This is a genomic window from Novosphingobium sp. EMRT-2, from assembly GCF_005145025.1.
In the GTDB taxonomy this organism is placed as follows: domain Bacteria; phylum Pseudomonadota; class Alphaproteobacteria; order Sphingomonadales; family Sphingomonadaceae; genus Novosphingobium.
Genome location: NZ_CP039695.1, coordinates 2319011 through 2336307, shown reverse-complemented (window position 1 = coordinate 2336307; position 17297 = coordinate 2319011). Strand labels below are relative to the sequence as shown.

Here is a 17297-nt window from a genome sequence, read left to right as displayed (position 1 = left end):
GGCCCGCGCGAACGGTTGCGCCACCGTCCGGCAATCCCCATAGCTTGGGGATGAGCAGTACCGAAACGCAGGGCGCCCCCGCCAATTCTGCCGCCAATCCAGCAGTCGATCCCGCCGACCGTTCCACGTGGAACACAGGCGTGGCCGAAGCGCTGGAACCGCTGGTGCGGCGCGTGCTGGCGCCCAACCCCTCGCCCTACACCTTCACCGGGACCGGAACGTACATCATCGGCGCCGGCGACGAGGTGGCGGTGATTGATCCGGGTCCGAACGGCACCGGCGTCGCGGGCCATGCCGACACGAAGGGCGATGGCCATATCGAGGCCATTCTGTCCGCGATCGGCGACGCGCGCCTCGTCGCGATCCTGTGCACGCACACCCATCGCGATCACAGCCCGGCCGCCCATCCCCTGCGCGCCGCGACCGGCGCCCCGGTGATCGGTTGCGCGCCGCTGGTGATCGAGGACACGGGGCCGCGCGCGGACGCGGCCTTCGATCCGACCTATCGCCCCGACCGGGTGCTGGAGGACGGCGAAACGCTGTCCGGCACGGGCTGGACGCTGCAAGCGGTCGCTACGCCAGGGCACACCAGCAACCACGTGTGCTATGCCCTGCGCGAAAGCAGCGCGCTGTTCACCGGCGATCACGTGATGGGCTGGTCGACCTCGGTCGTCTCCCCTCCCGATGGCGACATGGCCGCCTACATGGCCAGCCTGCAGAAGCTGCTCGACCGCGACGACAGGATCTATTATCCCGCGCACGGCCCGGCGATCCCCAACCCGCGCCAGTTCGTGCGCGGCATGCTGGGACATCGCCGCCAGCGCGAACGGCAGATCGTGACCCTGCTGGAAAGCGCGCCGAGGACGATCGAGGACATGGTCGCCGCGATGTACAAGGGCCTCGACCCTAGGCTGCACGGCGCCGCCGGCCGTTCAGTGCTGGCGCATCTGATCGATCTGGAACGGCAGGGCCGTGTCGCGCGTTCGGGGGACGTATGGACGAGCCTTTCCTGACCTCCGACCGACCGGCCACTTCCGGAAGCGGTGCCCCGCCCCCGCCCGCGTCGGCTCCATCCGCGCCGTCATCGCGGCCACCGGCGTTGGCGCGTGTTTCCGCCCTGCCCTGGCTGCTGTTTCTGGTGGTCACGGTCATCGCGGCCTGGCTGGCGTGGCGGCAGTTCCGCCCGGCGGACCTCGGCGATCCGCTCGCCACCTCGCTGATCGCGTTCGAGAAGCAGGACAAGCTCACCGTGTTCAGCGCGCAGCTCGCGCCGGTGGTGTCGAGCGACGACGCGCGGCTGTTCGGGCTGGTAAAATCGAAGCAGGTCGCGGTGATTCCGGCGCGCGTCGACTATACGATCGCGCTAGATCAGGTGGGGCGCGACCGGATGAAGTGGGACGCCGCGACCAAGACGCTGTCGGTGCGTCTGCCGCCGCTTACCGTCAGCCGCCCCAACCTGGACGAGGCGCGCGCGCAATACCTGCGTGAAGGGGTGTGGATCACGCGCGACGCGCAGGACAAGCTGACGCGCGACAACACCCGGCTGGCCGAACAGATCGCGGTGGAACAGGCCGGCAACCCGGTGCTGATGACCCTGGCGCGCGGCGCGGCGAAAGAAGCTATCCGGCAAAATCTGGGTATTCCGCTGCAGGTTGCCGGTTACGGCGAAGTAAAGGTCGTGGTACTTTTCGACGGAGAACCGAATCCGGGGTGACGGGCGTCATTGGTCCGCGCGCACCCTTATAATATCGGGACGCGCCTGGACTGATCGGAGATTCCCCGATGGCTACCGCGTTCCCGTTTCTTTCCGAATCCCGCCCCCTTTCCTATCGCGCCGATCAGGCGTTCTTCGTCCGCATGGCGGCGGGCATCGCCGCGCTGGTCGTGTTCGGCTTCCTGCAATGGTTCGCGCGCGGTTTCGTGCAGCCGGCACGCGTGCCGTTCTGGGTCCACCTGCACGGCGCGGCGATGGTCGGCTGGCTGGGCCTGATGGTCACGCAGAACCTGCTGGCGGCGGGCGGCAACACCGCGCTGCACCGACGCCTGGGCTGGTCCAGCCTGCTGCTGGTCGGCGCGATCGCGGTACTGGGGCCGCTCACCGTAGTCAAGGCGGTGGAACTGCACCGCGTTCCGCCGTTCTTCACCAATGCCTACATGCTGGCGCTCAGCCTCGGCGAAGTCTTCACGTTCGTGGGCCTGTTCGCGGCGGCGATCGCGCTGCGCCGGCGCACCGACTGGCACCGGCGGCTGATGCTGGGCGCGACGGTGATCGTGATGGAGCCGGGGATCGGCCGCATCCTGCCCATGCCGCTGCTCGGCGGTTTCGCCCCCTGGGCGGAACTTTCCGTGCAACTGGGCGTGCTGGCCATTCTCGCCCGGCATGACCGCAAGGTGCTGGGCAAGGTCCATCCGGCAACGTGGTGGAGCGCCGCCGCGCTGGTCGCGGTGCACCTCGCGATCATGGCGCTGGCGGGCTTCGCGCCGTTCGTCGGCTGGGCGGAGGGTATTGCGGCGGGCGGGTACGCCGCCTAAGTCCCCCTCGCGGGCCGGGCGCCTTTCCACCGGCCGCGAAAGGGAACCCACGCCGATGACCGCCCAGCCCACCAACCTGTCCGGCCTCGACCTGCGCGCCGAGATCGAGCGCCTGCGCAAGGAGCGCAACGCCGTCATCCTCGCGCACTATTACCAGCGGCCGGAAATCCAGGATCTGGCCGATTTCGTCGGCGATTCGCTGGAGCTTTCGCGCAAGGCGGCGGCAACCGACGCGGACGTGATCGCGTTCTGCGGCGTGAAGTTCATGGCCGATACGGCGAAGATTCTCTCGCCCCAAAAAATCGTGGTCCTGCCCGATCTCGACGCCGGCTGCAGCCTCGAGGATTCGTGCCCGCCCGACAAGTTCAAGGCCTTCCGCGAGGCGCATCCCGATCACATCGCGCTGACCTACATCAACTGTTCGACCGAGGTGAAGGCGCTGTCGGACGTGATCGTCACCTCGTCCAGCGCGGAAACGATCCTGTCGAAGATCCCGCCCGAACAGAAGATCATCTTCGGCCCGGACCGGCATCTGGGCGGCTATCTCAACCGCAAGTTCGGGCGCGACATGCTGTTGTGGCCGGGGGTGTGCATCGTCCATGAGGCGTTCAGCGAGACCGAGCTGCTCAAGCTAAAGGCGCAGCACCCCGGCGCGCCGATCGCCGCGCATCCGGAATGCCCGCCGCACATCGTGGACCATGCCGACTATGTCGGATCGACCAGCGGCATCCTGAATTACGCCAAGGCGATGACCGGCGACACGCTGATCGTGGCGACCGAGCCGCACATCATCCATCAGATGGAACTGGCGATGCCGGGCAAGACCTTCATCGGCGCGCCCGGGGCGGACGGCAACTGCAACTGCAACATCTGCCCCTACATGGCGCTCAACACGTTGGAGAAGCTCTACCTCGCGCTGCGCGACCTGACGCCGCGCATCGAGATCGAGGAGGACCTGCGCCTTGCCGCCAAGAAGAGCCTCGACGCGATGCTCGAGATGGCGGCGGGGACGGTGGGCAAGGGCGATCTGGGCCGGGCGTAAACGTCGCCGGAAGCAGTCCAAAGCCTGAAGGCTTCCGTCTGATCGGCTTCGTCATTGCGAGCGTAGCGAAGCAATCCAGAGTTCCGCGCGCGGCTCTGGATTGCTTCGGGGCTTTGCCCCTCGCAATGACGAGCGAGGGCGATGTGATCCTACCCTAGCGATCCGCCAGCCGCGCCAGCACCAGCGCGGCGCCGACCAGCGCCATGCCCAGCGCATCCGGTCCGGACAGCACTTCGTGGAGCGCCAGCCAGCCGACCAGCACCGACACGATCGGCTGCGTCAGCAGCGCCAACCCCACCACCAGCGGCGGGAAGTGGCGCAGCGCATAGACCAGCAGGCCCTGCCCGACGATCTGGCTGGCCAACGTCAGGCCGATCAGCGGTCCCCAGTCGTGCGGCCAGAACGGCTCGCCCATCGCCAGGGCGATGCCCGCCACCACCGGGCTTCCGGCAAGGCTCGACAGGAACAGCAGCGACCAGCTGCCGAACCGGCCCCGCGCCTGCTGGATCACCAGGATATAGACCACATAGAGCAGGCCGGCGACGATGCAGAACAGGTCGCCCGCCAACGTGCGCGCGCCGATCTCCAGCGACCGGCCCAGCAGCACCACCGCGCCCACCGTGGCCATGACCACGGCCAGCACCTCGATCGCGCGGGGGCGCCGGCGGATCGCCACGAGGCCCCAGATCATCAGGATCACGCTGCCCGAATTGCCGAACAGGGTGGCGTTGCCCAGCCGCGTGCGCTCGATCCCGATATGCCAGCTGGCCAGATCGAGCGCGAAGAAGACGCCCGCGATCGTCACCAGCCCCAGTTCGCGGCGGCTGTAGCCGAACAGCGGCTGGCGATTCCACCGCGCGAACAGCGCGAGCAGCGGCAGCGCCAGGAACAGGCGCCAGAAGCCGGCCGAAACCGCCCCCGAATCCGCCACGCGCACGAACAGCGGTCCCAGCGCCAGGGCGACGTTGCCCAGCAGGAGCGCGGCATAGTGCAGCGGCTTCGGGCCGGAGTGCGTCGGTGTTTCGGGCCGGGAAGTTTTCATGGGGATCACTAAAGCCCAAAGTCAGTTGCAAAAGGAAACGCAGGCTCCTTTACTGGTCTCCTTCCCATTCCGGAGATGTCCTGTCCATGCATGATTCCCTGTTCCAGCCGATCACCCTGGGCGCCATCGAGGCGCCGAACCGCATCCTGATGGCGCCGCTGACGCGCGGCCGCGCCGATCCGGGCTTCGTGCCCAACGCGATGATGGCCGAATACTACCGCCAGCGCGCCGGCGCGGGCCTCATTATCAGCGAGGCGACCGGGATCAGCCGCGAAGGGCTGGGCTGGCCCAGCGCGCCGGGCATCTGGACCGACGCGCAGGTCGAAGGCTGGAAGCCGGTGACCGAAGCGGTCCACGCCGCCGGCGGCCGCATCGTCTGCCAGCTCTGGCACATGGGCCGCATCGTCCACCCCGATTTCCTCGACGGCGAACTGCCGGTCTCCTCCTCCGCCACGCGCGCGCCGGGCCACGCCCACACGCCCTCCGGCACCAAGGATTTCGTGGTCGCCCGCCCGCTGCGGCTGGACGAACTGCCGCGCATCGTCGACGATTACGGCCACGCCGCGGAAAACGCGAAGCGCGCCGGCTTTGACGGCGTGCAGCTTCACGGCGCCAACGGCTACCTGATCGACCAGTTCCTGCGCGACAAGGCCAACCTGCGCGACGACGATTACGGCGGTTCGCCCGAAAACCGCGTGCGGCTGATGCGCGAAGTGCTGGAACGGCTGATCGCGGTCTGGGGCAAGGGCCGCGTGTCGATCCGGCTTTCGCCCAACGGCGATACGCAGGGCGTCGACGACAGCAATCCGGCCGCGATCTTCAGCGAGGCGGCGCGCACGATCGAGGCGCTGGGCCTTGGCTTCCTCGAACTGCGCCAGCCCGGCCCGAACGGCACGTTCGGCTCCACCGACGTGCCCCAGCAGGACGCACTGATCCGCAGCCTGTTCACCGGCCCGCTTGTGCTGAACAGCGACTATACCGCCGAGCAGGCCGCCGCCGACATCGCTTCGGGCCGGTGCGACGCGGTCAGCTTTGGCCGGCCGTTCATCTCCAACCCCGATCTGGTCGAACGCTTCCGCATCGGCGCGGAACTGGCGCCCAACGTCAACGCGCCGCGTAGCTGGTACTTCCCCGGTCCCGAAGGTTATATTGACTACCCCACGCTGGCGCAGCAGACGGCGCGGGAAACCGTCTGACAGGAGAAAGCGATGCCCCCCCGTTCCTGGCTGTTCGTGCCCGGCGACAGCGAGAAGAAGCTGTCCAAGGCGCCTGAAACGGGGGCGCACGCGATCATCGTCGATCTGGAGGACGCGGTCGCGCCCGCCGCCAAGGCCGCCGCGCGCGAGGTAGCGCGCGGCTGGCTGGAAGCGCGCCGCGCCGCCGACCCCGGACATGCCGGCACCCGCCAGGCGCGGTGGCTGCGGATCAACGCCATCGATACCAGCCTGTGGCGCGAAGACCTGGCCGCGATCATGGCCGGCGCGCCCGATGGCATCGTGCTGCCCAAGACCGAAGGACCGGACCAGGTCCGGCTGGTTTCCGCCGAACTCGATGCGCTGGAGCAGCGCCACGGCCTTGCCCCCGGTTCCACGCGCCTGCTGCCGCTGGTGAGCGAAACCGCCGGCGCCGCGCTGACCATTCCCGCCTATGTCGGGCAATCGCTGCCGCGCCTCGCCGGGTTGACCTGGGGCGCGGAAGACCTTTCCGCGGTGCTCGGCGCCACGCGCAAGCGCGATGCCGCCGGCCGCTGGACCGATACCTTCCGCTTCGTGCGCGCGCAGACGCTACTTGCCGCGCATGCGCTGGAGGTCTGGCCGGTCGATACGCTGCATGCCGATTTCCGCGACGAAGCCGGCCTGCGCACCGCCGCCGAAACCGCGCGGGCAGACGGCTTTGCGGGAATGCTGGCGATTCATCCGGCGCAGGTGCCGGTGATCAACGCCGCCTTCGCGCCCACCGACGCGGAACTGGCCCACGCCCGCGCCATCGTCGACGCCTTCGCCGCCAATCCCGGTGCGGGAACGCTGCAGATCGACGGGCGGATGATCGACCAGCCGCACCTCAAACAGGCACGGCAGCTGCTGGGCATCGCCTGACCGTTGCGTTTCCGGTCAGTTTCCGCCGGAGCGGGTCGGTGAAGGCTTGGGCGAAGGCTTCGGGGTCGGCTTGACCGCCGGTTTCGCCGTACTGGCCGGCCTGGGCGTGGCGGAGGTGGCAGGCTTTGGCTCGGGTGCCGCGGCCCCGGCCGCAGGAGTCGGCACGCCCGGTGCCGCATCGGGGACAGACTCATCCACGGCCGCGCTCGCATCCGCCACCGGCGCGGCAGCGCCGGCCTTGGCCGCCTCGCCGGGCTTCGGGGCCTGAAGCGGCGCTTCGGCCTGCGACCGGTCGAGATCGATCATCGCGTCGCTGACCGTGCCGGGCAGCACTTCGCCCCCCGCGGCCTGGGCCTTGCCGTTGTCGTTCCCCGCCTTCTTGCCGCACCCCGCCAGCGTGGCGCAGGCAACCAGTGCCAGGGCTACGGAAATGGTCGGTACTCTGCGCTTCATCGGGCGGTCTCCGGCGGGCATGGCACGTCAAGCCGGGCAAGGAAATCTCCGGCGCGGGCGAGCAATGCCCGATCCCATACCTCCGGCGCAACCTCCAGCCCCAGATCCTTCATGCTGGTGACGCCGAATTCCTCGATCCCGCAAGGCACGATGCCGCCGAAATGCGCGAGATCGGGGGACAGATTGACGGAAAAGCCATGCATCGTCACCCAGCGGCGGATGCGCACGCCGATCGCGCCGATCTTGGCTTCGCCGCCGGGCAGGCCATTCCGCTCCGGCCCGTCTACCCAGATGCCGATGCGCCCTTCGGCGCGGCGGCCGGCCACGCCGAAATCGGCCAGCGTATCGATCACCCAGCCTTCGACGGCATGGACAAACCCGCGCACGTCGCGCGCGCGCTTGCGCAGGTCGAGCAGGATATAGCCCACGCGCTGCCCCGGCCCGTGATAGGTATAGCGCCCGCCCCGCCCGGCCTCGACCACTTCGAAACGCGGATCGAGCAGTTCCGCCGGATCGGCGCTGGTGCCGGCGGTATAGACGGGCGGATGCTCCAGCAGCCAGATCAGTTCCGACGCCGTGCCTTCGGCGATGGCGGCGTTGCGCGCCGCCATCGCCTCCAGCGCCACGCGATAGGGCACGGGCGCGCTCTCCACGCGCACTTCGATATCCTGCAAGGGCTTCATGGAGCGTCAGGTGGCCCCGGCAGGGCGCTCTGGCAAGTGCCAAACGCCTTCGAGCGGGCATACGCGCCGGACCTGTTTGCAGGGAAACCGCGGCATTGTGGAATTTGTCCGCGCGGCTTACGGAGAGCGTCCATCGAAAGGGACGCATCGTGATCAGACTGGACAGCAGCGCCGCGTGGGCATTGGCCACCCGGCTGGTCTCCGCCAACCGCGACGTGCTTGCCGCCATCGCCGGAGTGTTCTTCCTGCTGCCGACGCTGGCCTTCGCCATCCTGGTGCCCGAACCGCAGATTCCCGCAGGACTCCCCCCGCGCGAGATGATGACGCTGCTGGGCGATGCCTATGGCCGGGCCATGCCCTTCCTGCTGCTGGTGTCCGTGCTTCAGATCACCGGCACGCTGACCGTGCTGGTGGTGATGACCGCGCACGACCGGCCGACCGTGGCGCAGGCAATCCGGCGCGGCTTCGTCATGACCGGTCCCTATCTCCTGGCCCAGCTCCTGATCGGGCTGACCCTGGGCGGGGCGTTCGTGCTGTTCGTTTCGCTGATGTCGCTGACCGGCATCCAGGCTCTGGCCGCCGCCGCCGTGCTGATGATCTTCGCGGTGATGGTCTATTGCGGACTGCGGGTGATGCTGATCGCCCCCGTCATCGCCACCGAGAACCTGCGCAATCCCGTGGCCGCGATTCGCCGGAGCTGGGCGCTCACGCGCGGCAACACCGCGCGCATCGGGGTGTTCCTGACGCTGGCGGGGCTGGTGTTCTTCGTGATCTATGGCCTGATCATGATGCTGGTGGGCGTGGTGCTGGTGCTGACCACGGGCGGTGAGCTGCAGCGCGCGCTGGGTGCGGCCGTATCCAGCGCGATCACGTCGGGGGCGATGGTCTATCTGACGGCGATGCTGGCCGCGATGCATCATCTGCTGTCCGGCCCGACCGGACCGGAAATCATCGCGACGTTCCAGTAGTTATTCCTTCCAGCCCCACGAAATCACGCAGGGCGGCACGTTCCACAGCTCGAAGCCCTTGTCGATACGGCGGAAATAGCGCCCCATCAGATCCCGCGCGCGCGCCGTGTACTGATAGACCAGGAATGCGCCGCCGGGGCGCAGCACCCGCTGCGTCGCGGCCATGATCGCGGGTCCGACGCCTTCGGGCAGCGTCGAGAACGGCAGGCCCGAAAGCACGTAATCGGCATTTTCGAAACCGTGGGCGCGGACGATATCCTCCACATCGGCAGCCGAGCCGTTGATCGCGATGAACCGGCTGTCGCCGATGGTCTTCGACAGGTATTCGATGAAATCGGGATTCGTGTCGATCACGATCAGGCGCCCGTCGCGGCGCAGCCGCTCCAGCACCGGGCGGCAGAACGTGCCCACGCCGGGGCCATATTCCACGAACAGGCGGCATTCGTCCCAGTCGACCTTCGACAGCACACGGCTGATCGTGCGCCCCGACGACGGCACGATCGCGCCCACCATCACGGGATGCTTGAGAAAGCCCTTGAAAAAGATGCCGAAGGGGCCGAGCAACCGTTCCGCCTTGCGCTTCGCCCTCTGCACCAGGGGCTCGCGCGCTGCCTGCGTGGAAGTCATATTGAGGCGGGGTCCCTTTTCCTGAACTGGCCTGTAAGCCGCGCGTCGCAAATTTGTCTTGTCATTGCAAGGGCGCGACAAGCACCTTACCGCAAACGAACGAACCAGATACGGCGAGATCGGGGGAAAACACCGGTCGCTGGGGCGCAAAAATGGCCGGATCGGGCCTGGGGCCGGGTCCGGGGCCGAGAGGGCGAGGGAGCGGAAACGCGATGCACGAGAAGGACCACTTGCCGCCGGAACGCATGGCGCTGCTGTTCGCGGTCATGCTGGTCACCGCGGCGGGCAACACCGCGATGCAATCGGTGATGCCGTCGATCGGCACGCACCTTGGCATCGCCGACGTGTGGGTCAGCCTCGCCTATTCCTGGTCCGCGCTGCTGTGGATGCTGATGGCGCCCTACTGGGCGCGCCGGTCGGACCGGCGCGGCCGCAAGGCGATGATGGCGCTGGGCATGGCCGCCTTCGCGCTGTCGTTCTCGCTGTGCGGGTTGACGCTGTTCGCCGGCCTGCACGGCGTGTTCGGCGGCACCGCCACCATCCTGATCTTCGCCGCCGCCCGTTCGCTCTACGGCATGTTCGGATCGGCCTCCCCGCCGGCGGTGCAGGCCTATGTCGCCAGCCGCACCGGCCCGGAAGAGCGCACGCAGGCGCTGTCGCTGGTGGCGTCGAGCTTCGGCCTCGGCACCGTGCTGGGGCCGGCGCTGGCGCCGCTGCTGATCGTTCCCGGCCTGGGCCTGATCGGTCCTTTCGCGGCCTTTTCGGTGTTCGCCCTGCTCGTGCTGGTCACGCTGCGCCTGCGCCTGCCCGATGACGATCCGCGCTTCGCCGGGCGCGGTGAAGTCATGGCGGCGCCGTTCAGCGCCTCGTCCAACCCGCGCATGGTGGAAGATCATCCCGACGGATCGCCCGAGGAACTGCCCGAGGCCGAGCCACAGCACGCGGGCGGCGACCGGCTGCGCTGGAGCGACCCGCGCCTGCGCGGCTGGCTTGCCGCCGGCGTGCTGGGCGGCCACGCGCAGTCGATCCTGCTGGGCGTGATCGGCTTTCTCCTGCTCGACCGGCTGGGCCTGCGCCACCAGCCGGACGCCGCCGCCGGATCGATCGGGCTGGTGCTGATGTGCGGCGCGATCGCCACGCTGCTGGCGCAATGGGGGCTGATCCCGATGCTGCGCCTGGGGCCGCGCGCCTCCACGCTGTGGGGCATGGGGCTGTGCTGCATCGGCACCGTGCCGCTGGCGACCGGGCTGGACCTGCACACCATCACCGTCGGCTTCGCGATCTGCTCGCTGGGTTTCGGCCTGTTCCGGCCCGGCTTCACCTCGGGCGCGAGCCTGGCCGTTGGCCGCGCCGAACAAGGGCAGGCGGCGGGGATCGTCGCGGCGGTCAACGGTTCGGCCTATATCGTCGCGCCGGCGATCGGGGTGTGGCTCTACAACCATTCGCACTGGCTGGCGTGGATCGTGGTGGAAGCGCTGGCGATCGGGGCCGTGGTGCTGTGCGTGCTGCTGATGCGCACGCCGCTGCGCACGCCTTCGCACCACGCCTGACCCCACCCCATACTCACGGGGGAGCTTGCCAGTGCCGATGGGCCGTCCTATCGCGCCGTCATGACGGCAGAAGGGACGCCCCAGAAGGTTATTGCCAGGGGCGTGGGCTCCAATGCCTTCAGCTTCATCATCCGTTTCGCGGCACGGGCCTCGTTCCTCTATATAGGGGCGCGGCTCTATGGCGCGGCGGCCTATGGCGTGTTCAGCCTGGCGGTGGCGGTGGTCGAACTGATGGTCCCGGTCGCCAGCCTCGGGCTGAAGCGGATGATTTTCCCGTGGCTGGAGGAGCAAGCCAATACCGGCGCCGCCGATGCGCGGCCGGCCACGCATGTCCTGCTCGATGCGCTGCTGCTGACCGTTCTGTCCGGCCTTGGCATCGCGGGCGTGGTGGCGCTCGGCGCGCAAGTGCTGCCCGCGGCCATGGTGTCCGACCATCTTCGCTTCGCACTGGCCGTGCTGGCGCCGGCGGTGCTGGGACAGGCCGCGGGCGATGTCGCCCTGGCCGCCACGCGCTGGACCCACATGATGCGCTATGAAGTCATGGCGCGCGGCGTGATCGAGCCCTACGTCGCCACGGCGGTGACGTTCGCCGCCTGGTATGCCGGCTTTACCGAAACCGGCCTGCTGTTCGGCTACTGGGCCGGCAGCCTGGCGCTGGCGGGCACCGCGCTGTGGAGCGCGCGCCATTCGCTGGGTCCGTTGCGTCTTGCCCGGTGGCGCCCCCATGCCGGCGCGCTGACGCAGCGCGCCCGTTCGCTGCTGCCCGCCAGCGGCAGCGACCTGCTGACCTCGCTGGCGCAGCGCATCGACCTCTATCTCGTCGGCTTCCTGCTGGGGGATGCGCCCGCCGGCGTCTATGGCGTGCTGCGCCAGCTGCGCACGCCGATCACGCAAGTGCGCCAGTCGTTCGACGGCATCCTGACCCCGCTGATTGCGCGCACGATGCGCGCCGCCGGCGATGTCGTGACCGGCGAAGCCACCGCCGCCGCGACGCGGCTGATCCTGACGATCCAGCTCGCGATCGTGCTGTTGATGGCCGCGGCAGGCGAACCGCTGCTGGCCCTGTTCGGCCCGCACTACGTCGTCGGCTATCACGCGCTGATCGTCATGGTGCTGGCCGAAACGGTCAACGGCGCGTTCGGCGTGGGCGAACTGATCCTCTACTATCGCCGGCCGGCGCTGGCGCTGCTGATCAACGTGGTACTGATCGCTATCGCCGCCATCCTGGTTCCGCTGCTGGCGCCGGCGTTCGGGATACTCGGCGCGTCGGCCGCCATGCTGCTGGCGGCGGTCGTCGCCACGCTGCTGCGCCGGCACTGGCTCAAGCAACTGGGCGTGCGGCAACCTCCGCTCCACGCCGCCGCCCCCGTGATCGGCGCGCTGGCCGGCGGCGCGGCGGGGCTGCTGCTCCAGGAAGCGCTGGCCGATGTGTTCCGGGCGCCGGCGCGGATCGAGGCGATCGCCACGCCGCTGCTGGCGCTGGCGGTCTATGGCCTCACGATCCGCCTGTGGACGACGCTGCGCCCCGGCGTACTCTCGATGGCGCGCTTCCGGGTGCTGTAACCGGAGTCAGGCTCTCAGGCCGTCAGCCCCTCGGCCTCCAGCCGCTGCGCGGTGCGCATCGCCGCCGCGTTGTGAAGCTGGACGGACACGGCCATCAGCAGGTTCAGCACCACCGTCTGGTACAGGAAATAGTAAAGCGGGCTGCCCGCGAACATCGCCAGGCCCAGCACGATTGCGCGCGGGTTGGGGCCGAGCAGCTTCAGGACGCGCAGCAAGGGCTGCTGTTCGCGCCGCACTTCGGCCCGGATCGCCGCCAGCCGCGCGGGATCGGCCTGCGCCGCCTTGACCGCGCCGTCGATCACCAGCGCGTGGGGCGACATGCCCGCCGCCAGCCGCAGGTAAAGCCGCACGATGGTCTGCAGGAAGATGCGCCAGGGGCCGCGCTTCTCCTCGAACAGGCCCGGCTGGTCGCCCTTGGCGTTGTGCAGCCAGGGCACGCCGTACATCCAGTACTGGTAGAAGCGCCGCTGCACTTCGACGTGGTTCGACTGCACGATGTGGCTGGCGCCCGCCGCCAGCGTCCAGAACCAGGCCCAGCCCGCCCCCATCGTGCGCGTGAGCACGAAGGCGAGCAGCACGTAGAGCACGATATGGCTGGTATAGTCGCAAATGCCGTCGACCATTTCGCCGAGCGGGCTGGACTTGCCGGTAACCCGCGCCAGATCGCCGTCCGCGCCATCGACGATATGCCAGGTCATGTGCAGCGCCATGCCCAGCGCCGCGCCGAGCGGCCACGGCACGCCCCAGTAGCAGAAACCCGCCGCCACGACGAATAGGCCCCCGGCCACCGAAACCATGTTGGGCGTCACCGGCGTGTGCGCGAGCCGGCGCGCCAGCTGCCAGGACAGCGGATGATAGAGGTACAGGTTCAGCGGATCCTGCATTTCGCGCGGCCGTTGCGGCCGACGAGGTTCCACTGCGCGCGTAATCATCCGAAATACCTCCCGACGTTTCGCCACCTTGGCGACCGCCGATGGCGGCTATATAAGCCGCGCCACTTACTGAACAGGGTGGATGCGTTCATTCGGCCAGCCCTGGGGATCGAATAGATGAAATTGCCGCTGGGAGTCATCGTTTTCGCATCGGGGCGCGATGCCGAGCGGCTGGTCGCGGGCGTTCCCGCCGCCGCGCGTTCGGTGCGCGAGGCACGGCGCGCGGGCCTTTCGGTATGCTGGGTCACCGCCGGCGCGGGATGGGAACCTTCGGCGGCGACGCGCGCCGAGATCGACCGGCTGGCCGATGGCATGGACGTGCATTTCGGCAACGGATCGGCCCTCGCGGTCGAAGGCGGGTTCGACCGGGTGGCGATGATTCCCGGCGATCGGCAGCCGGCCGCCGAGGCGATCCTGCGCGCGATCGCCGAACCCGACGGCATCACGCAGGCCGATCTGGTGCAGGTCGTGCCGCAGGAGGAAGCCAACCAGGTCGCCGGACGGATGACCGCCCAGGGTGCGGAATCGTCGCGCCGGCTGGCCGCCGCCGCGCGCGCCGTCGTGCGCTCCACCGCCAAGCCGACCGACGGAATCGTCTCGCGCCATCTCAACCGGCCCATCTCGCAGGCGATTTCCGCGCTGTTGCTGCATTTTCCGGGAATCCGCCCGGTTCACGCAACCGTCGGCACCGGGCTGATCGCCGCCGCAATGTTCGCCAGCCTGCTGTTCTGGGGAGCGACCGGGCTGGTGGTGGGGGCGATCCTGTTTCAGGCCGCATCGATCTTCGACGGGGTTGACGGGGAAATTTCGCGCGCCACCTTCCGCAGCTCGCCGGCGGGCGCGAAGATGGACAGCCTCGTGGATGCCGCGACGAATCTGTCGTTCCTGCTGGGCGTGGCCATCAACCTGCAGATGCGCGGCGAAGTGGTCTATGCGACGTTCGGCTATGCCGGCCTTGTCCTGCTGGCCAGCGGACTGGTGATGATCGGCCGGGCCGCCGCGCGCAGTCAGGCGCCGTTCAGTTTTGACGTGGTGAAGGACCATTACCGTCGGCAAGGTACGAACGGTGAGCCATCGCGCTTGATGCAGGGGCTGACTTACCTTACTAGCCGGGATTTCTTCGCACTGGCTTTCGCATTGCTCATTGCGTTCGGGCTTGCTCCGCTGGTGCTTGCCCTGTTTGCGGTTGCTGCCGGGGGATGGCTGGTCGCTGTCATCCTTGCCCTGCGGCCTACGCAAGCATGACGTCAGGGAAATGTGCTTGCATTTGCCGCGCGAAATGGAAATGAGGCAATTTAGTTACAGCCGCCGCTTGGCGCCTGTGTGAAGGGATCGAGATTCATGAAGCCAATCAAGGTCGCCGTGATCGGCGTGGGCAACTGCGCCAGCTCGCTGGTCCAGGGGGTCTATCACTATCGGAACAACAACTCGTCGCAGGGCCTGATCCATGACCGGATCGGTGGCTACGGCGCGGGTGACGTGGACTTCGTGCTCGGCATCGACGTCGACGCGCGCAAGGTGGGCAAGGACATCAGCGAAGCCATCTTCGCCGGTCCGAACTGCACCGCCGTGTTCTTCCCCGACGTTCCGGCCACCGGCGCCAAGGTCATCATGGGCAAGAAGCTCGATGGCGTTGCCGATCACATGACCGGCATGGGCGACAAGGGCTTCATCGTGGCCGACGCGCCCGAAGCGACCAAGGAATCGATCGTCGCCGCGCTCAAGGAAACGGGCGCCGAGGTTCTCCTGAACTTCCTGCCGGTCGGTTCGCAGGACGCGACCGAATTCTACATGGAATGCGCGCTCGAAGCCGGCGTCGCGGTGGTCAACTGCATGCCGGTGTTCATCGCCAGCCGTCCCGAATGGGAAGCAAAGTTCCGCGCCAAGCGCATCCCGATCGTGGGTGACGACATCAAGGCGCAGGTCGGCGCCACGATCGTCCACCGCGTGCTGTCCAGCCTGTTCGGCGCGCGCGGCGTGACCGTGGAGCGCACCTACCAGCTCAACACCGGCGGCAACACCGATTTCATGAACATGCTCGACCGCCAGCGTCTGGGCAGCAAGAAGGAATCGAAGACCGAGGCGGTGCAGGCCATGCTGGCCCAGCGCCTTGAGGACGAGAACATCCACGTCGGCCCGTCGGACTATGTTCCCTGGCAGAAGGACAACAAGCTGTGCTTCCTGCGCCTGGAAGGCGCGCAGTGGGGCAACGTGCCGATGAACCTCGAACTCCGCCTTTCGGTGGAAGACAGCCCGAACTCGGCCGCCTGCGTGATGGACGCGATCCGTTGCTGCAAGGTTGCGCTGGAACGTGGCGAGGGCGGTGCGCTGATCGGCCCGTCGGCCTACTTCTGCAAGCACCCGCCGCAGCAGTTCAACGACGACGTCGCCGCGCAGATGGTCGAGGAATACGTTTCCGACCAGGCGCTCGCCGCCGAGTAAGCGGACCGACGCGACAAAACAGGGCGGGCCGGCCGGACGTTGGACGTTCGGCCGGCCCGCTGCTTTTTCAGCCCGGCAGGAATCCCAGAGAGGCAAAGCCCAGGATCATGGACGCGCTCATCATCGCCGCCGGCTATGGCAGCCGGCTTGCCGACCTTTCCCCTTCCAAGCCGCTGACGCCGGTCGCCGGGGTGCCGCTGATCGAAATCGGCGTGCGGCAGGCCATGATCGCGGGGGTGACCCGCGTGGTCGTGGTCACCGGCCACCGCGCCGAGATGGTCGAGGCGTTCCTGGCCGATCTGTCGCAGCGGCTGGCGGTGGAAATCGTGCCCGTGCGCCTGGCCGACTGGTCCACGCCCAACGGCCATTCGGTGATGGCCGGCGCCACGCGGTGCGAAGGCAACTACCTGCTGATGATGGCCGACCACATGTTCGAGGCCGAGATCCTGGCCAGCCTGCTGGCGCAGGACGCGCCCGACCGGGGCGTGACGCTGGCGATCGACCGCCGGCTCGACAATCCGCTGGTCGATCCCGACGACGCCACCTGGGTGCGGCTGGACGATCGGGGCTTCATCACCGCCATCGGCAAGACCATCGAGCCCTATGACGCGGTCGATTGCGGCGCGTTCCTGGCCACGCCGGAGCTGGCCACGGCGATCCGCGAGGCCATCGCAGCGGGCAAGGCGGGCAGCCTTTCGGACGGCATGCAGGTTCTGGCCGATCGCGGCCGCGCGGCGACGATGGACATCGACGATGCCTGGTGGATGGACGTCGACGACCCGCGCGCGCACGCGCTGGCCGAAGAACTGGCGCCTTGGCATCTCGCGCCGATGTTCAACGGCGTGCCGGGCTGAACCGCCCCCTCAGGGATATTTCAGGTGAATCCGCGTGGACAGGTTGCTGCGCGGGATGCTGATCCGCACCGAACGGAACGCGGGCAGGCTGGCGATGGTCGGCGGATTGTTGGAAAAGCCGAAGCCTTCGGTGGGGATGCCGAGCACGCCGCTGCGGTTGATCTTCCCCGACGAATCCTCGTCGTGATAGACCGCAATGGCATAGACGCCGGGCCGCGGCACGAACAGGCACAGGCGCGTTTCGGGCGCGGCGGCATCGACCCGCCCGACATAGAGCGATCCGTGCTTGACCAGGAACTTGCGGGAATCGTCCTCGTACAGCGTCACTGCGATCAGGCCGTTGCCGTTGCGCAGGCCATCCACCACGATGTTGATCCAGGTATCGCTCGCGGGGCCGGCGCAATTCGGCGCGGCTTGCGCGGAACTGGCGAACAGGCTCGATCCGGCAAGCGCAAGGACGGCTGCGGCCGCGGCGCGGATACGTCTCGGCAAGGTCATATCGCTTCAATCCCA

General features: G+C 68.3%; 18 protein-coding genes. 12 read left to right on the top strand and 6 right to left on the bottom strand.

Features of this window, described 5'->3' with window-relative positions:
• Positions 1-50 precede the first annotated feature (50 nt).
• The 4 genes from FA702_RS11525 to nadA all read left to right on the top strand — a co-directional run bounded on the left by FA702_RS11525 (position 51) and on the right by nadA (position 3574).
• The gene (locus FA702_RS11525) at positions 51-1013 is read left to right on the top strand and encodes an MBL fold metallo-hydrolase (protein WP_136956257.1); all 963 of its coding nucleotides are present in this window, start codon (positions 51-53) and stop codon (positions 1011-1013) included.
• 86 nt (positions 1014-1099) lie between these two features.
• A complete protein-coding gene (locus tag FA702_RS11520) occupies positions 1100-1714 on the top strand; it encodes a DUF4230 domain-containing protein (RefSeq protein ID WP_255504544.1) in 615 nt (204 codons plus the stop codon).
• A gap of 68 nt (positions 1715-1782) precedes the next feature.
• Positions 1783-2532, top strand: coding sequence for an adenylate cyclase (locus tag FA702_RS11515; RefSeq protein ID WP_136956255.1), 750 nt, complete (start codon positions 1783-1785; stop codon positions 2530-2532).
• 55 nt (positions 2533-2587) lie between these two features.
• Positions 2588-3574 carry a quinolinate synthase NadA gene (gene nadA / locus FA702_RS11510; protein ID WP_136956254.1) on the top strand — a complete coding sequence of 329 codons (987 nt, stop codon included), beginning with the start codon at positions 2588-2590 and terminating at the stop codon, positions 3572-3574.
• Between the two features lie 154 nt (positions 3575-3728).
• Here the strand turns inward: nadA and FA702_RS11505 are convergent, their stop codons facing one another.
• Positions 3729-4616, bottom strand: a complete 888-nt coding sequence (locus tag FA702_RS11505) for a DMT family transporter (RefSeq protein ID WP_136956253.1) — start codon at positions 4614-4616, stop codon at positions 3729-3731.
• An 86-nt stretch (positions 4617-4702) separates the two neighbouring features.
• Here FA702_RS11505 and FA702_RS11500 point away from each other — a divergent pair, with 86 nt between their 5' ends.
• The gene (locus FA702_RS11500) at positions 4703-5812 is read left to right on the top strand and encodes an alkene reductase (RefSeq protein ID WP_136956252.1); all 1110 of its coding nucleotides are present in this window, start codon (positions 4703-4705) and stop codon (positions 5810-5812) included.
• A 12-nt stretch (positions 5813-5824) separates the two neighbouring features.
• Positions 5825-6712 carry a CoA ester lyase gene (locus tag FA702_RS11495; RefSeq protein WP_136956251.1) on the top strand — a complete coding sequence of 296 codons (888 nt, stop codon included), beginning with the start codon at positions 5825-5827 and terminating at the stop codon, positions 6710-6712.
• Positions 6713-6727: 15 nt separating this feature from the next.
• Here FA702_RS11495 and FA702_RS23465 read toward each other — a convergent pair whose 3' ends face one another.
• A complete protein-coding gene (locus FA702_RS23465) occupies positions 6728-7165 on the bottom strand; it encodes a hypothetical protein (protein WP_136956250.1) in 438 nt (145 codons plus the stop codon).
• Positions 7162-7848: a lipoyl(octanoyl) transferase LipB gene (lipB, locus tag FA702_RS11485; RefSeq protein WP_136956249.1), complete on the bottom strand. Its 687-nt coding sequence runs from the start codon at positions 7846-7848 to the stop codon at positions 7162-7164. Before lipB ends, FA702_RS23465 begins: the two co-directional genes overlap by 4 nt.
• A gap of 149 nt (positions 7849-7997) precedes the next feature.
• Between lipB and FA702_RS11480 the strand changes: the two genes are divergently transcribed.
• A complete protein-coding gene (locus FA702_RS11480; RefSeq protein ID WP_136956248.1) occupies positions 7998-8816 on the top strand; it encodes a hypothetical protein in 819 nt (272 codons plus the stop codon).
• Here FA702_RS11480 and FA702_RS11475 read toward each other — a convergent pair whose 3' ends face one another.
• On the bottom strand, positions 8817-9443 hold the full coding sequence (locus FA702_RS11475; RefSeq protein WP_136956247.1) for a class I SAM-dependent methyltransferase: 627 nt from the start codon (positions 9441-9443) through the stop codon (positions 8817-8819).
• A 212-nt stretch (positions 9444-9655) separates the two neighbouring features.
• Between FA702_RS11475 and FA702_RS11470 the strand changes: the two genes are divergently transcribed.
• Both FA702_RS11470 and FA702_RS11465 read left to right on the top strand, forming a co-directional pair.
• Entirely contained in the window at positions 9656-10993 is a 1338-nt protein-coding gene (locus FA702_RS11470; protein WP_223806731.1) for an MFS transporter, read from the top strand.
• Between the two features lie 60 nt (positions 10994-11053).
• Positions 11054-12556, top strand: coding sequence for a lipopolysaccharide biosynthesis protein (locus FA702_RS11465; RefSeq protein ID WP_136956246.1), 1503 nt, complete (start codon positions 11054-11056; stop codon positions 12554-12556).
• A 14-nt stretch (positions 12557-12570) separates the two neighbouring features.
• Here FA702_RS11465 and FA702_RS11460 read toward each other — a convergent pair whose 3' ends face one another.
• Positions 12571-13440, bottom strand: a complete 870-nt coding sequence (locus tag FA702_RS11460; protein WP_255504543.1) for a CDP-alcohol phosphatidyltransferase family protein — start codon at positions 13438-13440, stop codon at positions 12571-12573.
• Positions 13441-13605: 165 nt separating this feature from the next.
• Between FA702_RS11460 and FA702_RS11455 the strand changes: the two genes are divergently transcribed.
• From FA702_RS11455 to FA702_RS11445, 3 genes are all read left to right on the top strand, one after another.
• A complete protein-coding gene (locus FA702_RS11455; protein ID WP_136956244.1) occupies positions 13606-14733 on the top strand; it encodes a CDP-alcohol phosphatidyltransferase family protein in 1128 nt (375 codons plus the stop codon).
• Positions 14734-14829: 96 nt separating this feature from the next.
• Positions 14830-15930 carry an inositol-3-phosphate synthase gene (locus FA702_RS11450; protein ID WP_136956243.1) on the top strand — a complete coding sequence of 367 codons (1101 nt, stop codon included), beginning with the start codon at positions 14830-14832 and terminating at the stop codon, positions 15928-15930.
• Between the two features lie 107 nt (positions 15931-16037).
• Positions 16038-16784, top strand: a complete 747-nt coding sequence (locus FA702_RS11445) for an NTP transferase domain-containing protein (protein ID WP_136956242.1) — start codon at positions 16038-16040, stop codon at positions 16782-16784.
• 9 nt (positions 16785-16793) lie between these two features.
• On the opposite strand, the gene FA702_RS11440 is transcribed toward FA702_RS11445, so the two are convergent.
• Positions 16794-17282 (bottom strand): DUF2141 domain-containing protein, encoded by a 489-nt coding sequence (locus tag FA702_RS11440; RefSeq protein ID WP_136956241.1) that lies wholly within the window; start codon positions 17280-17282, stop codon positions 16794-16796.
• Between the last annotated feature and the right edge of the window lie 15 nt (positions 17283-17297).